Here is a 16,350-nt window from a genome sequence, read left to right on the forward strand (position 1 = left end):
TCCCTCAGGCCATGCCGGCGGAGCGCTGGGCGGCGTCGACCCGCTCCACGATCTCGCCGAGGGTGTAGCCCTCGGCGTTGTCGTCGGGCATCTCGGTGCCGAAGCGGTCCGACAGCTCGGTCTGCATGGACAGGAACGCCAGTGAGTCCAGGCCGATGTCGGAGAAGCGGGCGTCCGGGTCGGTCGTGTGCGACGTCGTGGGCAGCCCGGCCTTCTCGGAGAGCAGGCTCATGAGGTCGCTGAGAGTGAAGGTCGTGTCGGGCACGGTTCGGGTCCTTCCGGTGTGGTGGTCTCCGGCTGCGGGTCCGCGGCCGGGGTCTGGACGAGGGAGAGCGAGCCGCGCGCGGCGGCGGGCAGGCCGGCGGCCGGGGCGTCGGCGAGGGCGGCGGCCCGGGCGAGCACGTCGGGCAGCGCGCGGTCGAGGAACTGCACGTCGTGCCGGTCGGCCACGACGTCGGGGTCGCGCAGCAGGGCGCGGTGCAGGGCGATGGTGGTGTGCACGCCGGGGCCCTCGACCCGCATCTCGGCCAGCGCCCGATCCATCCGCCGGATGGCCTGCTCGCGGTCGGGGGCCCAGACGACGAGCTTGCCGAGCAGCGAGTCGTAGTCCGGGCTGACCGTGTCGCCTTGGCGGTAGCCGGTGTCGAAGCGGGTCCAGGGCCCGTCGGGCGCCTGCAGCACGTCGAGCCGGCCGGGCGCCGGGGCGAAGCCCCGGGTGGGGTCCTCCGCGTTGATCCGGCACTCGATGGCCGCCCCCCGCGGGACGACGTCCTCCTGGCGCAGCTGCAGGCGCCGGCCTGCGGCGACCAGGATCTGCTCGCGGACCAGGTCCACGCCGGTGAGCAGCTCGGTGACCGGGTGCTCGACCTGGATGCGGGCGTTCATCTCCATGAAGAAGGCCGACCCGGTGTCGTCGACCAGGAACTCCATGGTGCCGGCGCCGGTGTAGCCGACGGACAGGGCGCCGTGCACGGCCAGCCGGCCGAGCTCGGCGCGCTGCTCGGGGGTGAGGTGGCCGGCCGGCCCCTCCTCGAGCAGCTTCTGGTGCCGCCGCTGCAGCGAGCAGTCGCGCTCGCCGAGGGACACGCCGGAGCCGTGCGTGTCGCAGAGGACCTGCACCTCGACGTGCCGCGCCCCGGCGAGGTGCCGCTCGACGTAGACGGCCGGGTCGCGGAACACCGCGCGGGCGGTGGCCCGGGTGGTGGTGAACGCCTCGGCCAGGTCGGCGGGGTCACGGACCACGGTCATCCCGCGCCCGCCACCGCCGGCGGCGGCCTTGATGATCACCGGGTAGCCGATCCGGGCGGCGATCACCCGGGCCTCGTCGACGGTGCCCACCGGCTCGACGACGCCGGGCAGCAGCGGCAGCCCGGCCTCGGCCATGAGCCGGCGCGCGGTCGCCTTGTTGCCCATCTGCTGCATCACCGCCGGCGGCGGGCCGACGAAGGTCAGCCCCTCGGCGGCGCAGATCTCGGCGAAGTCCGGGTCCTCGGAGAGGAACCCGTACCCCGGGTGGATCGCGTCGGCCCCGGTGCGCAGGGCCGCCTCGACGATGTTGGCCACGTGCAGGTAGCTGCGCCGCGGGGCGGCCGGCCCGATGTGCACGGCCTCGTCGGCCATCTCGACCACCGCGGAGTGCCGGTCGGGGGTGGAGTACACGGCGACGACCTCGATGCCGAGCTCCCGGCAGGCGCGGGCGACCCGGACGGCGATCTCACCGCGGTTGGCGATGAGCAGGCGGCCGATCACCGGGCCCGCCCCGTGGGCCGCAGCCGCAGCAGGACCTGGTCGTACTCGACGGACTCCGCGTCGCCGACCAGGACCTCGGCGACCACCCCGGCCTCGTCGGCGACGATCGGGTTCATCAGCTTCATCGCCTCGACGATCCCGACGGTCTGGCCCGGCTCGACCTCGTCGCCGACGCGGACGAACGGGTCCGCGCCGGGGGAGGGTGCGGCGTAGAAGGTGCCGACCAGGGGGGAGCGGACGGTGACCGTCCCCTCCGCCGCGTCCGCTGCCGCGTCGGCCACCGCCACCGGGAGGTCGCGGGCGGTGGTGGTCCCGGCCGGGACCGTCACCGTGGTCACCGGGACCTCGGCGGCCCACTCGACCTCGATGGCCCGCTCACCGTCGCGCACGGTGAGCCGGCGCAGGCCGCTCGGCAGGCTGTGGGCCAGCGCGACGACCTCGTCGCGCAGGGCCCGGGTCTCGTCGGCCGGACCGGTGGCGGGGGTGGTGCTCATCCTCGGGGAGAGCTCGCTGGCGGACACGGTCACCCCTCCACCGGCTGCAGGGCCCGGCTGCTGTCGCCGCCGATGCGGTCCAGCCGCCGGGCGCGGGTGTCGAGCAGGGTCGCCACGTCGAGGCGGCAGACGTCCTCGAGCTCGCGGATCAGCGCCGTGCGCAGCAGGCGGGCCGCCTCGGCGGGGTCGGTGTGTGCGCCGCCGGGGGGCTCGGGCACCACCGAGGTGGCGATGCCGGACTCCCGCAGGTGCGCCGCGCCCAGCTGCATCGCCCGGGCGGCGGTCGGTGCGGCCACCGCCGTCCGCCACAGGATGGCCGCGCAGCCCTCGGGGCTGATGACCGACAGGTAGGCGTTCTCCAGCACCAGCAGCCGGTCGGAGGTGCACAGCGCCAGCGCGCCGCCGCTGCCGCCCTCGCCGGTGACCACGGCGACGACCGGGACCCGCAGCCGGCTGCTGCGCATGATCGTCTCGGCGATGGCGTGCGACTGGCCGCGCTGCTCGGCCTCCGGGCCGGGGTGGGCACCGGGGGTGTCGACGAGGGTCACCACCGGCAGCCCGAAGGTCTCGGCGTGGTCCAGCAGCCGCATCGCCTTGCGGTAGCCCTCCGGGTGCGGCATCCCGAAGTTGCGGGCCACCCGCTCGCGGACCGTGTGGCCCTTCTCCTGGCCGATCACGACGACGGTGCGCCCGCCGATGGAGGCGATCCCGCCGACCACGGCGGCGTCGTCGGCGAAGGCGCGGTCGCCGTGCAGCTCGACGAAGTCGTCGAAGGCCGTGTGCAGGTAGTCCAGGGTGGTCGGCCGGTCCACGTCGCGCGCCTTCTGGACGACGTCCCACGGGTCGGCGTCCCCCGCCTCGGGCACGGTGTCCCCGGCGTCCCGGCGGGCCGGTGCCTCCAGGATCGCGCCGGCGCCGTGCAGGGCGAGCAGGCGGACCAGCAGCGGCCGCAGGTCGGCGCGCGTCTCCACCCGGTCGACCAGGCCGTGGGCGAGGAGGAACTCCGCGGTCTGGAAGTCGGCCGGCAGCTCGGCGCGGATGGTCTCCTGCACCACCCGCGGGCCGGCGAAGCCGACGTGCGCGCCGCGCTCGCCGACCAGCACCGAGGCGAGGGTGGCGAAGGACGCCGACACGCCCCCGTAGGTGGGGTCGGTGAGCACGCACACCGACAGGAGGCCGGCCTCGTGCAGCCGGCCGAACGCCTGGCTGACGCGGGCCATCTGGAAGAGGGAGAACACGCCCTCCTGCATGCGGGCACCGCCGCTGGCGCAGACGGTGACCAGGGGCAGCCCGCGCTCCAGGGCGAGCTCGGCGGCGCCGGTGATCCGGCGGCCCACCTCGACGCCCATGCTGCCGCCGAGGAAGGCGAAGTCCATGACCGCGACGACCGTCTCGGCGCCGCCGATCCGGGCGATCCCGACCACCACGGCCTCGGTCTCCCCGGAGCGGCGCTCGGCCTCGGCCAGCCGCTCGGGGTACTCGCGCAGGTCGGTGAAGGTCAGCGGGTCCGGCGCGCCGGGCTGGAAGGCGACCTCGCTGAAGCTGCCCGGGTCGGCCAGCAGGTCGATGCGGGCCCGTGCGCCCAGCCGGAGGTGGTGGTCGCACTCGGGGCAGACGTGCAGGTTGCGGTCCAGCCGCTTGCGGTACAGCAGCCACCCGCAGTCGGGGCAGCACACCCATCCGGCCTGGTCGGTGCCGGCGGGGACGGCGGCAGCCGTGGTCACCGGGGAACGTGTCATGACGGCCTCCCAGTCGTCCGGGTCCCGCTCACTCCGCGGACGACGTCCAGTGGTAGAAGCGGCTGGCCATCGCGTCGCGCGGCGACTTCCAGTTCGGGTCGTAGGCCTCGATGTAGGGCCGCAGGTCCTCGCTGTGGGTGCGGAACTCCGGCAGCGCCTGGGCGATCTTCATCGCCTCGTCGGCCGGCCGGTCGAAGTCGATGAGGTGGACGTAGAGCTCGTGGAAGCGGTAGAGCGACCGCTGCCGCACACCGATCTCGTGCGGCATGGAGGTCGCGTCGTAGCGGCCGAAGACGGAGGCGACGGCGTCCGCGTCGGTCGGCGCCATCTTGGCGATGATCATCGTCTGGTGCACAGGGGACTCCCAGCGTCGCTGCGGCCCGGTGAGGGCTCGGGGGTGTCTCGACGCTAGGGCGGCCCGGTGGCCGCGGGCATCGGCCGCAGGTCCGAACCCGGGGGCAGGTCCACGGGGACGGGGGGGTCTGCGACCCACCCCCACGAGGTGGGGGGACGGCCTCCGGACGGCCCGGTCGCCTCCTCCCTGCGGACCGGTCACCCGGACCCCGAGGTGGAGGACCCCGGCGTCAGGGAGGAGGCCGGCGCACTACCCGGGTATGAACTCGCCGAGGTCGGGCGCGCCGCCTCGCACACGGGTGTGGCGGGTGGGACGGCTGAGGCCTAACTTCCGGAACCGACCCGGTGGCCCTTCCCGAGGCCGGGTCAGGAGCGGAGCAGGTTCATGGACGAACCGGATGGCACTGGCGACGGCCCGGTGGGCTCCGACTCCTGTCCACCGGTGAGGGTGCTGATCTGCGACGACCACGAGGTCCTCCGGCACGGCCTGCGCACCGTGCTGCGCCGCATCCCCGGCCTGTCCGTCGTGGCCGAGGCCGACGGGGTCGACGAGGCGCTCGCGCTGGCCGCGACGGTCCGCCCGGACGTCACCCTGGTCGGGCTCGACGGGCAGGGTCCGGTGCTGCAGGACCTGGTGCGCGAGCTGACCGCCCAGGGCATCCGGGTGGTGCTGCTCGGGGAGGCCGGGGCCGGCAGCGACCTGGTGGAGGTGCTGCGCGCGGGTGCGCGCGGCTACGTGCACACGACGGTCAGCCCCGAACGGCTGGTCGAGTGCGTGCGGGCGGTGGCCCGGGGCGAGACCGTCCTGGACGCCAGCGTGACCGGGGAGCTGCTGCACCGCCTGGACCGGGGCCAGCGGTCGGGCGACGGCAGCGGGCACGCGCCGCCGCACGGGCTGCTGACCGCCCGGCAGCAGGCGGTGGCCTCGCTCGTGGCCGAGGGCCTGACCAACGCCGAGATCGCGGCCCGGCTGGAGGTCAGCCGGCCCACGGTCAAGGGGCACATCACGGTGGCGCTGCGCCGGCTGGGCCTGCGCGACCGGACGCAGTTGGCGATCCACGTGCACCGGAGCACCCGGCCCGGCAACGGCCGCGGGGTCCGGCCGGCGGGCCTGTGAGTCCGTCCGCCGCGCAGGGAGAGCTTACGTTCCTGGGAGTTGTCTGGGAACGTGCTGAGCACGACCTGCACATCTGACGCTAGAGTCACTCCAGCCTGGAGGAGACGGGCGCGTGTCGACGGTGCCGGTCCATCGGTGCCGGTTGCAGGGGGACGACATGGACCAGTACCTGGTCAGCACACCCGTACGAACACACCACGAGCAGCGCGGCCTCGAGGCGGCCGTGCCCACACCGCGGGCCGCCCGGCCGGTCCCGGTCCACCCGCACGCCTGCCGGACGCCCACGACGCTGGTGACGGTGCTGCTCTGCGAGGACCGCGAGGTCTTCCGCATCGGGCTGCGCGTGGTGCTCGAGGCCGAACCCGACATGGCGGTGGTCGCGGAGACCACCCACCTGCCCGAGGCCCTGGAGGCCGCCGACGGGGAGGGCAGCGTGGTCGTCGTCGTCCGGCAGGGACTGGTCGCCGGTGACGCCCTGCCGCTGCTGCGCGAGCTGTGCGACAACACCGCCGTCCTCGTGCTCGCCGAGCCCGAGACCGACACCGAGCCCGAGCTGGTGGAGATCCTGCGGGCCGGCGTCCGCGGCTTCCTGCCCCGCCGCTCGGGTGCCCAGCGGCTGGTGGACGGCGTCCGGGCCCTGGCCCGGGACGAGGCGGCGCTGGACCCGGCCGCCACCAGCCACCTGGTGCGCCACCTGACGGCCGGCCCGCAGGCGGTGTCGGCGCCGGCCCTCGGCCCGCTGGACCGGCTGACCGGCCGCCAGCGGGAGGTCGCGGAGCTGGTGGGCCAGGGGATGAGCAACGAGGAGATCGCCGGCCGGCTGTTCCTCAGCCTCGCCACGGTCAAGAGCCACCTGACCGCGTCGATGCGCCGGCTGGACATCCGCTCGCGCACGGAGCTGGCGATCCTGGTCACCCGGGAGAGCTCCCCGGCCGCCTAGCGACCTCCCTGTGATCGGCGTGACGGGGGTGGGCCGGAATGGTCCACCCCCGTTGCCGCGATGGACCAGGACGTGGACCTGTTCTCCCCTGTGACCCTGGGCGACCTCGAGCTCGCCAACCGCGTCGTCATGGCCCCGCTGACCCGGATGCGCTCCGGCGACTCCGGCGTCCCCGGTGACCTCGTCGTCGAGCACTACCGGCAGCGCGCCGGCCTCGGACTGGTCGTCACCGAGGGCACCTACCCGAACCACGAGGGGCAGGCCTTCGTCGGCCAGCCCGGCATCGTCACCGACGAGCAGGCCGCGGGCTGGCGCCGCGTGGCCGACGCGGTGCACGCCCGCGGCGGCACCGTCGTCATGCAGGTGATGCACGGCGGCCGGGTGACCCACCCCGACGTCAACGGTGGCCGCCGGGTCGTCGCCCCCAGCGCGGTCGCCATCGACGGCGAGGGCCACACGTCGCGGGGCAGGCAGCGCTACCCGGTGCCGCACGCGCTCACCGTCGACGAGGCGCGACAGACGCTGCAGGACTTCGTCTCCGCCGCGAAGCGCGCCGTCGACGCCGGGCTGGACGGCGTGGAGATCCACGGCGCCAACGGCTACCTGCTGCACGAGTTCCTCTCCCCGGCGTCCAACCGGCGCACCGACGAGTACGGCGGCTCCCCGGCCAACCGGGCGCGCTTCGTCGTCCAGGTGGTGCGGGCGGTGGCCGCGACCGTCGGCGCCGGCCGGGTCGGGCTGCGCATCTCCCCGGAGCACGACATCCAGGACGCGCTGGAGACCGAGCGGGACGACGTCCGCGCCACCTACGGGGCGCTGCTGGACCAGCTGCGGCCGCTGGGCCTGGCGTACCTGTCGGTGCTGCACGCCGAGCCGGCCGGGGAGCTGGTGCAGGAGCTGCGCGAGCGCTTCGGTGGCCCGCTGGTCGCCAACAGCGGCTTCGGCTCGGTCACCACCCGCGAGGAGGCGGTGCGGCTGATCGACTCCGCGCACGCCGACGCCGTCGCCGTGGGCCGCGCCGCGATCGCCAACCCGGACCTGGTCGAGCGGTGGGCGGGCGGGCACGAGCTGAACGAGCCGCGGTCGGACCTGTTCTACGCCGCGGGTGCCGAGGGCTACACCGACTACCCGACCCTCGAGGCGCTGCGCGCCGGCTAGGGCCCGGCCCCCGGCAGCCAATGTCGCGATAAAGGCCGCCTGGGGCCTTCCGCGCGCGGAAGGCCACGGGCCGGGTCAGCCGGTGCGCTGCGCGGTGACGACGAGGTTGTCGGTGTAGCTGCGGGCGCCGCGGTCGAACTCCCCGCTGCAGGTCACCAGCCGCAGGACGTCGTCCGCGGTCGCGCCGAACACGGCCGCGGTCGGGAAGGCGTCCTTGGCGAACCGCTCGGTCCCGGTGACGGCGTAGCGGGCCACGGTGCCGTCGGCGACGGTCACCTCGACGACGTCGCCGGGGCGCAGCTCACGCAGGTCGTAGAAGACCGCGGGGCCGTCCGTGGAGTCCACGTGGCCGAGCAGCACGGTCGGCCCGCGGGCCCCCGGGCGGCCGCCGCCGGTGAACCACCCGGCCCGCTCGAACTCCGCGGGCACCTCGGCGGCGCCGTCCGCGGTCAGGCCGAGGGCGAGCAGGGGCGAGGAGACGCCGATGGCCGGGACGGCGACCGACGTCGGCTCGGGCGCGGCCCTCGGGTCGGCCACGACCGCACCGCCGGCGGCCGGCGCCGGGGTCACGGGCACCGGCCGGTCCGGGACGGCGGGTACCGCGGGCGCCTGCGCCACGCCCGCGCACCCGGTGAGGACGACCAGCGCCCCCACGGTCGCGGCGAGCGTGCGCAGGGGCCCGCGACCGGTCACTGCCGGCGGGTCCGGCGCAGGGCGACTGCGCCGGCGGTGCCCACGACCGCGGCCCCGGCCAGGGCCACCAGCCCGGCCGGCGCGCCGTCGTCCGCTGTTCCGCCGGCACCGGTCGCGATGCCGCCCACCGGCACCGCCGTCAGCTGGCCGCGCACCGCGCCGGCGGCGTACGCCGTGGTGTGCGTGTCGGTGAAGAAGGCCGACGGGTCGGCCTCGATCTGGTCGAGGGTGAAGCCCTCACCGGTGTCCGTGCCGTTCGGGGCCACACCGGTGGTGAACGGGCCCTGCAGGCAGCCCGTGCTGACCAGCCGGCCGCTGCCGTCGTCCTCGGGGTTGGGCAGCGCGATGCGCGGCGGGCCGGGCTTGCCGGCCGGGGCCTCGTGGATGTGCGTCGCCGTCTTGGCGGGGCTCTGGTAGGGCGGGGTCACGCCGTCCAGCCGGATGTCGTAGCAGATCACCTCGGTGTCGGAGTTGATCCGGTAGGTGAACGTGCCCGTGGCGCCGGGCTCGCCCGGGGTCACCACCCCGTCGGGGTCGACCACCATGTCGGGGGTGGCCATCGCGGTGAAGGCGCTGGTGAAGGAGGCCGGCTCGGGGACCTCGGTCTCGGCGGCGGCGGTGCCTGCGCCGGTGAGAGCGAGCGCCCCGGCGGCTCCGGCGACGACGGCGGTGCGGACGAGCGACGAACGGGACATGGGAGCTCCTGACTCGCAGGGTGGTGCCGGTCACCCGGGTCTACGGAGCCCGCGCCGCGGCCGTTCACCGCCGGGCCCGCGTGGTCTGATCGGGGCACGCGGCGTCCGGGGGCGCCCGGGGAGGGAGGGCCCGATGGCCGAGGTGCACGGCAGCTGCGAGGACCGCTTCTCCGGCGTGCGGGAGGCGCTGTCGCTGGCACTGGACGGCGACGAGCTGGGCGCGTCGGTCGCCGTCGACCTGGACGGGGAGACCGTCGTCGACCTGTGGGGCGGGTACCGCGACGTGGAGCGGACGACGCCGTGGACCGCGGACACCCTCGTCAACGGCTGGTCGACGACGAAGTGCGTGCTCGCGCTGGCCGCGCTGCTGCTGGTCGACCGCGGGGAGCTCGACGTGCACGCGCCGGTGGGCGACTACTGGCCGGAGTTCTCCGCCAAGGGCAAGCGGGACGTCGAGGTGCGCCACCTGCTGTCGCACACGTCGGGCGTCTCCGGCTGGGACCCGCCGTTCTCGATCGGCGACATGTACGACTGGGAGGGCGCCACCGAGCGGCTCGCGTGGCAGCGGCCCTGGTGGGAGCCGGGGACGGCGTCGGGCTACCACGCGAACAACCAGGGGCACCTGGTCGGCGAGGTGGTCCGGCGGGTCACCGGGCGCACCCTCAGGCAGTTCGTGGCCGAGGAGGTCGCCGGGCCGCTGGGCGCGGACTTCCAGATCGGCGCCCGCGAGGCGGACTGGGACCGCATCGCCCCGGTCGTCCCGCCGCCGCCCTCGGGTGACCCGCGCGAGCTGGACCCCGCGTCGGTGGCGTACCGGACGTTCACCGCACCGCTCGCGTCGGCCGCGGCGGCCAACTCACCGGACTGGCGCCGCGCCGACCTGGGCGCGCTCAACGGGCACACCAACGCCCGGGGGCTGCTGCAGGTGATGCGGACGCTGAGCCTGGGGGGTGCGGACCTGCTGTCCCCGCGGACCGTCGAGACGGTCTTCGAGCAGCAGTCCGATGGGGTGGACCTGGTGCTGGGCGCGCCGTTCCGGTTCGGCGTCGGCTACTGCCTGGGTTCGCCGCTGGTGCCCTACGTGCCGGAGGGGCGCACCTTCTTCTGGGGCGGCTGGGGTGGGTCGCTGGTGGTCATGGACCTGGACCGCCGGCTGACGATCAGCTACCTGATGAACCGGATGGCCCCCGGCGTCCTCGGCTCGGACCGCAGCGCGGCGTACGTGCGCGCGGTGTACGCGGCACTCGGTTGACCCGGCGGCCGCGGACGGCTGCTCGTAGGGTCGGTGGGTGGACTCCGCCGACCTGCTCGCCCTGCGCTCCGACGAGCGCGCCGCCCTGGTGCTGATCGGCCTGCGCGGCGACTGGTAGCCCTACTGCTGCGCCCAGGCGGTCCGCCTGGCCCGGTCCCTGTCCCGACTCGCCGACGCCGGTGCCGAGGTGGTGCTCGCCTCCACCGACCCACCCGAGGTCCAGCTCGCGATGGACCGCACCTGGCACCTGCCCTACCGCTGGGTCAGCGACCCCGACGGCACCCGGCTGGCCAAGCCGCTGGGGGCCTGGGACGAGGACGCGTCGATCTTCCGCCCCGTCGTCGTGGTGGTGGCCCCGGACGGCCGGGAGGTGTTCCACGAGCTGTCCCGGGACTTCACCGACCGTCCGGACGACGAGCCCGTCCTGGCCGCCGTCGAGGCGCTCGGGCTCGACCCGCTGCCGGCCCCGGCCGCCTGGGACCCGCCGGACGTCGATCCCGAGCCCTCGAAGCGGGCGTTCCAGCCGGGGTCGTTCATCCCGTACTTCCGCGCGATCACGTTCAACACCGGCGCGCTGGCCGAGCGGATGGTCGACGAGCGCGACCGCGAGCAGCTCCTGGCCGAGAAGCAGATGGCCGAGTCCTTCCTGGCGGCCTTCGACGAGTGGCGCGCCGAGCACCCACCGCCTCAGGGGTGAGCTGGACCGAACGGGACATCCCGGACCTGACCGGGCGGACGGCGGTGGTGACCGGGGCGAACGGCGGCCTCGGCCTGCAGACGGCGATGGCGCTGGTGCGCGCGGGCGCGCACCTGGTGATGGCCGCCCGTGACCCCGGCCAGACGGCCGCTGCGGTGACCCGCCTGCGGGCCGCGCACCCTACGGCGTCCGTCGAGGTGGTGCCGCTGGACCTCGGCGACCTGTCGTCGGTGTTGGCCGCGGCGCGTGCGGTGCTCGACCGGCACGAGCGGGTGGACCTGCTGGTGAACAACGCCGGGGTGATGGCGACGCCGCGGCGGATGACGGCCGACGGCTTCGAGCTGCAGTTCGGCGTCAACCACCTCGGGCACTGGGCGCTGACCGCGCACCTGTTGCCGGCGCTGCTGCGGGCGTCGGCCGCGCGGGTGGTGACCGTGACCAGCACCGCACGGCACCGGGCCCGGCGGCTGGACGCGGCCGACCCGCACCTGCTGCGCGGCTACCGGCCGTGGGCGGCGTACGCGCGGTCGAAGACGGCCAACCTGCACTTCGGGCTGGGGCTGCAGCAGCGGTTCGCCGCGGCCGGCGTTCCGGCTCTCTCGCTGGTGGCGCACCCGGGGTTGACCGACACCGACCTGCAGACACGGGCGGCCCGGGAGGGCGGCGCCGGCTGGGTGGGCGCGTTCTTCCAGGTGCTGACCGCGCGGTCGGGGATGTCGCCGTTCCAGGGCGCCCGGCCGCAGCTGCGGGCCGTGACCGACCCGCGGGCCCGCGGCGGAGAGCTGTACGCGCCGCGCTACGGCTCGCACGGCCCCGCGGTGCGCCGGCCGGTCTTGCGCCGCCACCGCCTGCAGGAGCAGATCGACGTTCTCTGGCAGGTCTCCGCACGCGCGACCGGCATCCCGCTGGAGGTCGCACCCGGCGGGCTGTCCAGCGGACGTCGCACAGCGAGGCGCGAGCCCCATCGCAGGCGTCGGGGTCAGGGATCCAGCCAGTGAGCTGGTGTGGTGAGCAGTGGTCGGCGCCAGTCTCCGTCAGCCACCCGACCGTCGCCCCGCGGGTGGGGTTCGTGCCACCCGCGGGGCGGTGTGCGGTCAGGCGTCCTTGGGCACGTACAGCCTGATGTCGTCGATGGTCGCATTGCCCTCGGCCACGTTGGTGTAGCCGTCGCCGATGAAGAAGTAGTCCGGGTAGGCGGACCCGGCGGGCCAGATGTCGTCCACCCGGGCGGTGCCGAAGGGCCCCTTCTCCTCGACGAAGGAGTTGAAGCGCCCGTCGTACTCCTCGGGCGTCACGTTGTAGTGCCAGATGGGCACGTCGGTCTCCAGCTTGCCGGCCAGCACGTTGTCGTCGACGAAGTCCCGGCTGAAGCGGTAGGTCTCCTCTCCCACGTGCCGGAAGTTCCCGCTCACCTCCATCGTGTAGCCGGTCTTCGTGCGCTCGATCGCGAAGGTGTAGTCCTCCTTGGGCATCAGCTCGGGCTGCATCTCCGCCGCCGAGATCTGCGTGCCCGCGATGCTGTTCTCGTCACAGCTGCTGACGAACATCTGCCGGTTGTTCGCACCCGTGCGGGTGGCGCCGGTCTGCGGGCCGAGCCAGAGCATGTTGACCGCGTTGCGAGTGCTCTCGGTGTCATAGTCGTAGTACTCACCGGTGTCGGAGTTGCACACCTTGCCCTTGGTGGTGCGGTCCGGGTGGGGGTTGAAGGCGTCCATCATGATCTTGCGGTGGAAGTGCGGCCAGCCGTTGTTCTGCGGCACCGGGAGGACGTCCATGATGCTCAGGAAGTGGAACTGGTTGTAGGCGCCGGGCTGGCGTGAGCCGGGGACCCCCTCGCGGACGGAGGGCCAGTCGCACACCGCTGCCGGGTCGCTGCCACCGGTGGCGTTCCACGGGTGCAGCGTCTTGCAGCCCTCCGTGGCGTAGCCGTTGAGCTTGCCGTCGTACTCCAGGGTCCCGTTGCGCTCGCCGCCGAAGTCGATGGTCTTCAGGTCGTACTCGATGCGGTACTCCTGGGGCAGCGGCTCGGTGGAGCGGATGATGGCGCCGCCGGTGTGGCTCGGGACGTCCAGCCGGGCGACCCGACCGGCACCGGGCAGCACCTCGGAGACGACCTGGGGGCGGTCCGCCGTGTCGGTGAAGCTGTCCCCGTCGCCCCCACCGGACTCCCGGGCGGACAGCTCCGCGGTGAGCCACCCGTCCTTGCCGAACGAGAACGACTTGCGGTAGGTGGTGAAGCTGGCCAGCGACTCGGCGAAGTACTCCGGCCCGTACTTCACCTCCCACTGCGCCCCGCCGTCGTACTTCATGCCGTACAGGCTGTAGGGCGGTCTGGTGCTGCGGTCCTCGGCCGTCCACGGCGCGTCGGCTCCGGGCAGCGGCTTGCCGAAGCTCTCCTGGTGCTGCAGTCGCCACTGCCGCTCCACCGCACCGCCCCCCGCGGCGGCCTCCGGCTCGGCTGCGGTCGCGGCCTGGCCTGCGCCTGCGGCGAGCAGTGGTGCGGTGAGCGCGGCGATGCAGGGCAGGACCAACTTCCGGGCGCGTGAACGCTTGGTGCTCCGGGTCGGGTTGTCGGTCATCCTCGTCAACCTCTCTGTGTCGGTGGGTGTGCGTGTACGGGTGTGCGTGCAGGAGGGGTGGTGCAGCGGGACCGGCGGTCCACGCGGTCAGTGGAGGTCGAGCCGGTCGCGGTCGTAGCGGGCCAGCCGGGCCGCTGTGGTGTCGAGGTCACCGGCGAACAGGGCGCCGCCGACGCCCACGGCGAAGGCACCCGCCTCCAGCCACTGGTCCGCGGCGTCGAGGCCGATCCCCCCGGTGGGGATGACGCGGGCCTCGGGCAGCACCGCCAGCAGCGACCGCAGGTAGGCGGGGCCGCCGACGTGCGCGGGGAAGAGCTTGGCCAGGCCCCCCGCCGCGGCGGCCGCCACCTCACCGGGGCTGAAGGCGCCCTCGGCCAGGAGCACACCCGCCGCGGCACTGACCGCCCGCGCGCCCGGTACCGGGAAGGGTGTGACGAGGAAGTGCGCACCTGCTGCCACGGCGGTCTCGGCGTCGTCTGAGCTGCGCACGGTCCCCAGCCCCACGGTCAGGTCCGGCAGGCTGGCGCGCAGTTCGCGCACCAGAGCCGGCCACTGCGGTGTGGTCGCGGTCAGCTCGACGACCGTGACGCCCGCCCGGGCCAGTCGGTGCACCGCGTCGTGAGCGGTGTCCGGCTCGGGCGTCCGGAGCACGGGCAGCACGCCGGCCCGCCACAGGCGGTGGGCGACCTGCTCAGCGGTCGGCGCGGGCCCCGTTGCCGCGGGAGGGAGCGGACCAGTGCTCGCCGGCGCGGTCACCGGGCGCCCTCCGGCACCGCGCGCAGTGCCTCCAGCTCCCGGTCCGCGCGTCGCTCGACCAGTGCGTCCTCGACCTCGTCCGCGGTGGGGTACGACGCGGCGCAGCCGGCGCGGCGGCAGGACAGCGCGCTGGCCACCACGGCGACGTCCACCGCCTCCTCGATGCTCGCGCCGCGCGCGCGCAGCGCCAGGTAGGCACCGGCCAGGGCGTCCCCGGCGCCGACGGTGTCCACCGGGTCCACCTCGAGCGGGACGGCCATGACGGCGGCGTCCCGGGTCATGACGCACACCGGCTCGCTGCCGCGGGTCAGGAGCACCTCCGCGGGTCCCGACCCCAGTGCCGCCCGGACCCGACCGCTGTCGCTGGTGCCGAGCAGGTGCAGCGCGTCCTCCTCGGAGAGGAAGACCAGGTCCGCCTGGCGCGCGAAGTCGAGCACCTCGTCGCGGTCGGGGCTCAGTCCCGGCCGGTAGTTGACCCCGAAGGAGACCAGTGCGCCGGTGTGTCGAGCGGCCTCGGCCGTCCGCCAGACCGCTCCGCGGGCACCGGGCAACACGGCCAACGACACGCCGGTGACGTGCAGGGCCCACAGGTCCAGCAGCGCCCCACCGCCGACGTCCTCGACCGTCATCTCCGAGGCGGCCGAGCCGGCCCGGTAGTAGTCGAAGCGGTGGCCGCCGTCGGGCAGCCGTTCGTTGACGTAGAGCCCGGTGGCTGCGGAGGGATCCACCCGCACGCCGCTGGTGTCGACGCCGGCCTCCGCCCAGAACTCGTGCAGCGCGCGTCCGGGGCCGTCGTCCCCGATGCGCGTGACGAGACGGGCGTCGGCACCCAGGTGGGCGGCCATGACGGCGACGTTGGCGACGTCCCCGCCGTACCCCCGCCCGAGGCAGTCCCCCCGGGCGGGGTCCAGGCCGACCTCCAACAGGCCCTCCCCCAGCAGGAGCAGCGCCCCGGGCGGACGGCGACCGTGCTGCTCGTCCCCCGCTGCGGGAGGTGCGCCACCGCCCGTCCCGGCCTGCACCGCGGCCGCCGTCCGCACCGCTGTCACCGGCTCGGCCGGCTCGGCGAGTGCACCCGGTGCGCCCGCATCAGAAGATGCTGTTCGGGTCGTAGAGGTCGTCGGCGTTCTCCTGCGTGACGGGCTCCGACGGCAGGACGGTGTCCTTCTCCACCTCCGCGCCGTCGAGGACCTCGAGGATGCGGTCCAGGCCGGCCCGGCCGATCGCGTCCGCGTCGTTGACACTGGTGAAGGCGTAGTTGGGGCCGTCCATGATGGCCTTCAGCGCCTCCTTCTGACCGTCGACGCCGACCACGACGATGTCCTCGCGACCGGCGGCGCTGGTGGCCCGCTGCGCCCCGAGGCACATCGCGTCGTTCTCGCAGAAGACCGCGTTGATGCCGTCGTTGCTGGCGAGCAGGTTCTCCATGGCGGCCAGACCCCCGTCGGAGCTCCAGCCGGCGAAGGCGGGCGCAGTGACCACGGTGATGCCCGGCTGGTCCTCGAGGACGGACAGCATGCCGTTGGTGCGGTTCAGCCCGATGGTGTTGTCGGCCGGTCCGCCCTTGATGACGGCGACGGTGCCCTGCCCACCGAGTCGCTCGACGATGTACTCGCCGCTCTGGACGCCGATGGCCTCGTTGTCCGGGCCGATCCAGCTGGTGTACTCGCCGGGGAACTTCCGGTCGACGAGGACCACCGGCTTGCCGGCCTGCTTGATGGCGTTCAGGGCTGCCGGGGCGGACTCCAGTGGGCCTCCGCTGATGATGATCCCGTCCACACCCTGCGCCAGCAGGTCCTCGATGTCCGAGGTCATCTGCGTGGCATCGCCGCGGGCGTCGGTGCTCACCACGGTGGCCCCCTCAGCCTCTGCCTCCGCCTGCACCGCCTCGGACATGCTCAGGAAGTACGGGGCGGCCAGCGTGAAGTTGGCCATGCCGATCGTGTAGCCGCCGTCGTCGGCCGGCGCCGAGGCGGTCGCCGTGTCCTCGGCGCCGCACCCGGTGAGCCCGATCGCCAGTGCGGCTGCTGCCGCGGTGCAGACGGTTCGCTTCATCTCTGTCCTCCGGTCGTCCTTCGTGGGTCCTGGGTGGTGGGGAAGCTGGGTGGCCGAACTCCTGGGGGGTTC

Annotated in this window: 16 protein-coding genes and 1 pseudogene; 6 read left to right on the top strand and 11 right to left on the bottom strand. The window is 74.5% G+C overall.

The genetic code is table 11. The features are described from left to right. Positions 1–4: 4 nt before the first annotated feature. Genes RTG05_RS00680 through RTG05_RS00700 form a run of 5 tightly spaced genes read right to left on the bottom strand, consistent with a single transcriptional unit; the run spans position 5 to position 4,337 of the window. Positions 5–265, bottom strand: a complete 261-nt coding sequence (locus tag RTG05_RS00680) for an acyl carrier protein (protein WP_166527030.1) — start codon at positions 263–265, stop codon at positions 5–7. Further along, the gene (locus RTG05_RS00685; protein WP_315912181.1) at positions 229–1,749 is read right to left on the bottom strand and encodes an acetyl-CoA carboxylase biotin carboxylase subunit; all 1,521 of its coding nucleotides are present in this window, start codon (positions 1,747–1,749) and stop codon (positions 229–231) included. Before RTG05_RS00685 ends, RTG05_RS00680 begins: the two co-directional genes overlap by 37 nt. Further along, a complete protein-coding gene (gene accB, locus RTG05_RS00690) occupies positions 1,746–2,243 on the bottom strand; it encodes an acetyl-CoA carboxylase biotin carboxyl carrier protein (protein WP_315912182.1) in 498 nt (165 codons plus the stop codon). Before accB ends, RTG05_RS00685 begins: the two co-directional genes overlap by 4 nt. A gap of 29 nt (positions 2,244–2,272) precedes the next feature. Then, positions 2,273–3,982, bottom strand: coding sequence for an acetyl-CoA carboxylase carboxyltransferase subunit alpha (locus tag RTG05_RS00695; RefSeq protein ID WP_166527032.1), 1,710 nt, complete (start codon positions 3,980–3,982; stop codon positions 2,273–2,275). A 28-nt stretch (positions 3,983–4,010) separates the two neighbouring features. After that, the gene (locus tag RTG05_RS00700; protein WP_166527033.1) at positions 4,011–4,337 is read right to left on the bottom strand and encodes a TcmI family type II polyketide cyclase; all 327 of its coding nucleotides are present in this window, start codon (positions 4,335–4,337) and stop codon (positions 4,011–4,013) included. Positions 4,338–4,778: 441 nt separating this feature from the next. Here RTG05_RS00700 and RTG05_RS00705 point away from each other — a divergent pair, with 441 nt between their 5' ends. From RTG05_RS00705 to RTG05_RS00715, 3 genes are all read left to right on the top strand, one after another. Beyond that, positions 4,779–5,453 carry a LuxR C-terminal-related transcriptional regulator gene (locus tag RTG05_RS00705; protein WP_315912183.1) on the top strand — a complete coding sequence of 225 codons (675 nt, stop codon included), beginning with the start codon at positions 4,779–4,781 and terminating at the stop codon, positions 5,451–5,453. Between the two features lie 112 nt (positions 5,454–5,565). Beyond that, positions 5,566–6,393: a LuxR C-terminal-related transcriptional regulator gene (locus tag RTG05_RS00710; RefSeq protein ID WP_315912184.1), complete on the top strand. Its 828-nt coding sequence runs from the start codon at positions 5,566–5,568 to the stop codon at positions 6,391–6,393. Positions 6,394–6,453: 60 nt separating this feature from the next. Then, a complete protein-coding gene (locus RTG05_RS00715) occupies positions 6,454–7,551 on the top strand; it encodes an alkene reductase (protein WP_315912185.1) in 1,098 nt (365 codons plus the stop codon). Between the two features lie 75 nt (positions 7,552–7,626). On the opposite strand, the gene RTG05_RS00720 is transcribed toward RTG05_RS00715, so the two are convergent. Next, on the bottom strand, positions 7,627–8,244 hold the full coding sequence (locus RTG05_RS00720; protein WP_166527035.1) for a class F sortase: 618 nt from the start codon (positions 8,242–8,244) through the stop codon (positions 7,627–7,629). Continuing rightward, on the bottom strand, positions 8,241–8,939 hold the full coding sequence (locus RTG05_RS00725) for a CHRD domain-containing protein (protein WP_166527036.1): 699 nt from the start codon (positions 8,937–8,939) through the stop codon (positions 8,241–8,243). Before RTG05_RS00725 ends, RTG05_RS00720 begins: the two co-directional genes overlap by 4 nt. Positions 8,940–9,072: 133 nt before the next feature. Between RTG05_RS00725 and RTG05_RS00730 the strand changes: the two genes are divergently transcribed. The 3 genes and pseudogenes from RTG05_RS00730 to RTG05_RS00740 all read left to right on the top strand — a co-directional run bounded on the left by RTG05_RS00730 (position 9,073) and on the right by RTG05_RS00740 (position 11,886). Then, positions 9,073–10,191 carry a serine hydrolase domain-containing protein gene (locus tag RTG05_RS00730; RefSeq protein ID WP_166527037.1) on the top strand — a complete coding sequence of 373 codons (1,119 nt, stop codon included), beginning with the start codon at positions 9,073–9,075 and terminating at the stop codon, positions 10,189–10,191. Between the two features lie 130 nt (positions 10,192–10,321). Beyond that, positions 10,322–10,888: pseudogene (locus tag RTG05_RS00735) on the top strand (peroxiredoxin family protein); the annotation flags it as partial. Then, positions 10,885–11,886: an oxidoreductase gene (locus RTG05_RS00740; protein ID WP_166527038.1), complete on the top strand. Its 1,002-nt coding sequence runs from the start codon at positions 10,885–10,887 to the stop codon at positions 11,884–11,886. The pseudogene RTG05_RS00735 and the gene RTG05_RS00740, both read left to right, overlap by 4 nt. Positions 11,887–11,982: 96 nt before the next feature. Here the strand turns inward: RTG05_RS00740 and RTG05_RS00745 are convergent, their stop codons facing one another. The 4 genes from RTG05_RS00745 to RTG05_RS00760 all read right to left on the bottom strand — a co-directional run bounded on the left by RTG05_RS00745 (position 11,983) and on the right by RTG05_RS00760 (position 16,278). Beyond that, positions 11,983–13,467, bottom strand: coding sequence for a mucin-5B (locus RTG05_RS00745; protein WP_166527039.1), 1,485 nt, complete (start codon positions 13,465–13,467; stop codon positions 11,983–11,985). A gap of 87 nt (positions 13,468–13,554) precedes the next feature. Beyond that, complete coding sequence (locus RTG05_RS00750) at positions 13,555–14,223, bottom strand: bifunctional 4-hydroxy-2-oxoglutarate aldolase/2-dehydro-3-deoxy-phosphogluconate aldolase (RefSeq protein ID WP_315912186.1); 669 nt, start codon at positions 14,221–14,223, stop codon at positions 13,555–13,557. Then, a complete protein-coding gene (locus RTG05_RS00755) occupies positions 14,220–15,263 on the bottom strand; it encodes a sugar kinase (protein WP_166527040.1) in 1,044 nt (347 codons plus the stop codon). Before RTG05_RS00755 ends, RTG05_RS00750 begins: the two co-directional genes overlap by 4 nt. A gap of 49 nt (positions 15,264–15,312) precedes the next feature. Beyond that, positions 15,313–16,278, bottom strand: coding sequence for a substrate-binding domain-containing protein (locus tag RTG05_RS00760; protein WP_166527041.1), 966 nt, complete (start codon positions 16,276–16,278; stop codon positions 15,313–15,315). Between the last annotated feature and the right edge of the window lie 72 nt (positions 16,279–16,350).

The sequence above is a fragment of the Geodermatophilus sp. DSM 44513 genome, from assembly GCF_032460525.1.
Taxonomy (GTDB): Bacteria; Actinomycetota; Actinomycetes; order Mycobacteriales; family Geodermatophilaceae; genus Geodermatophilus.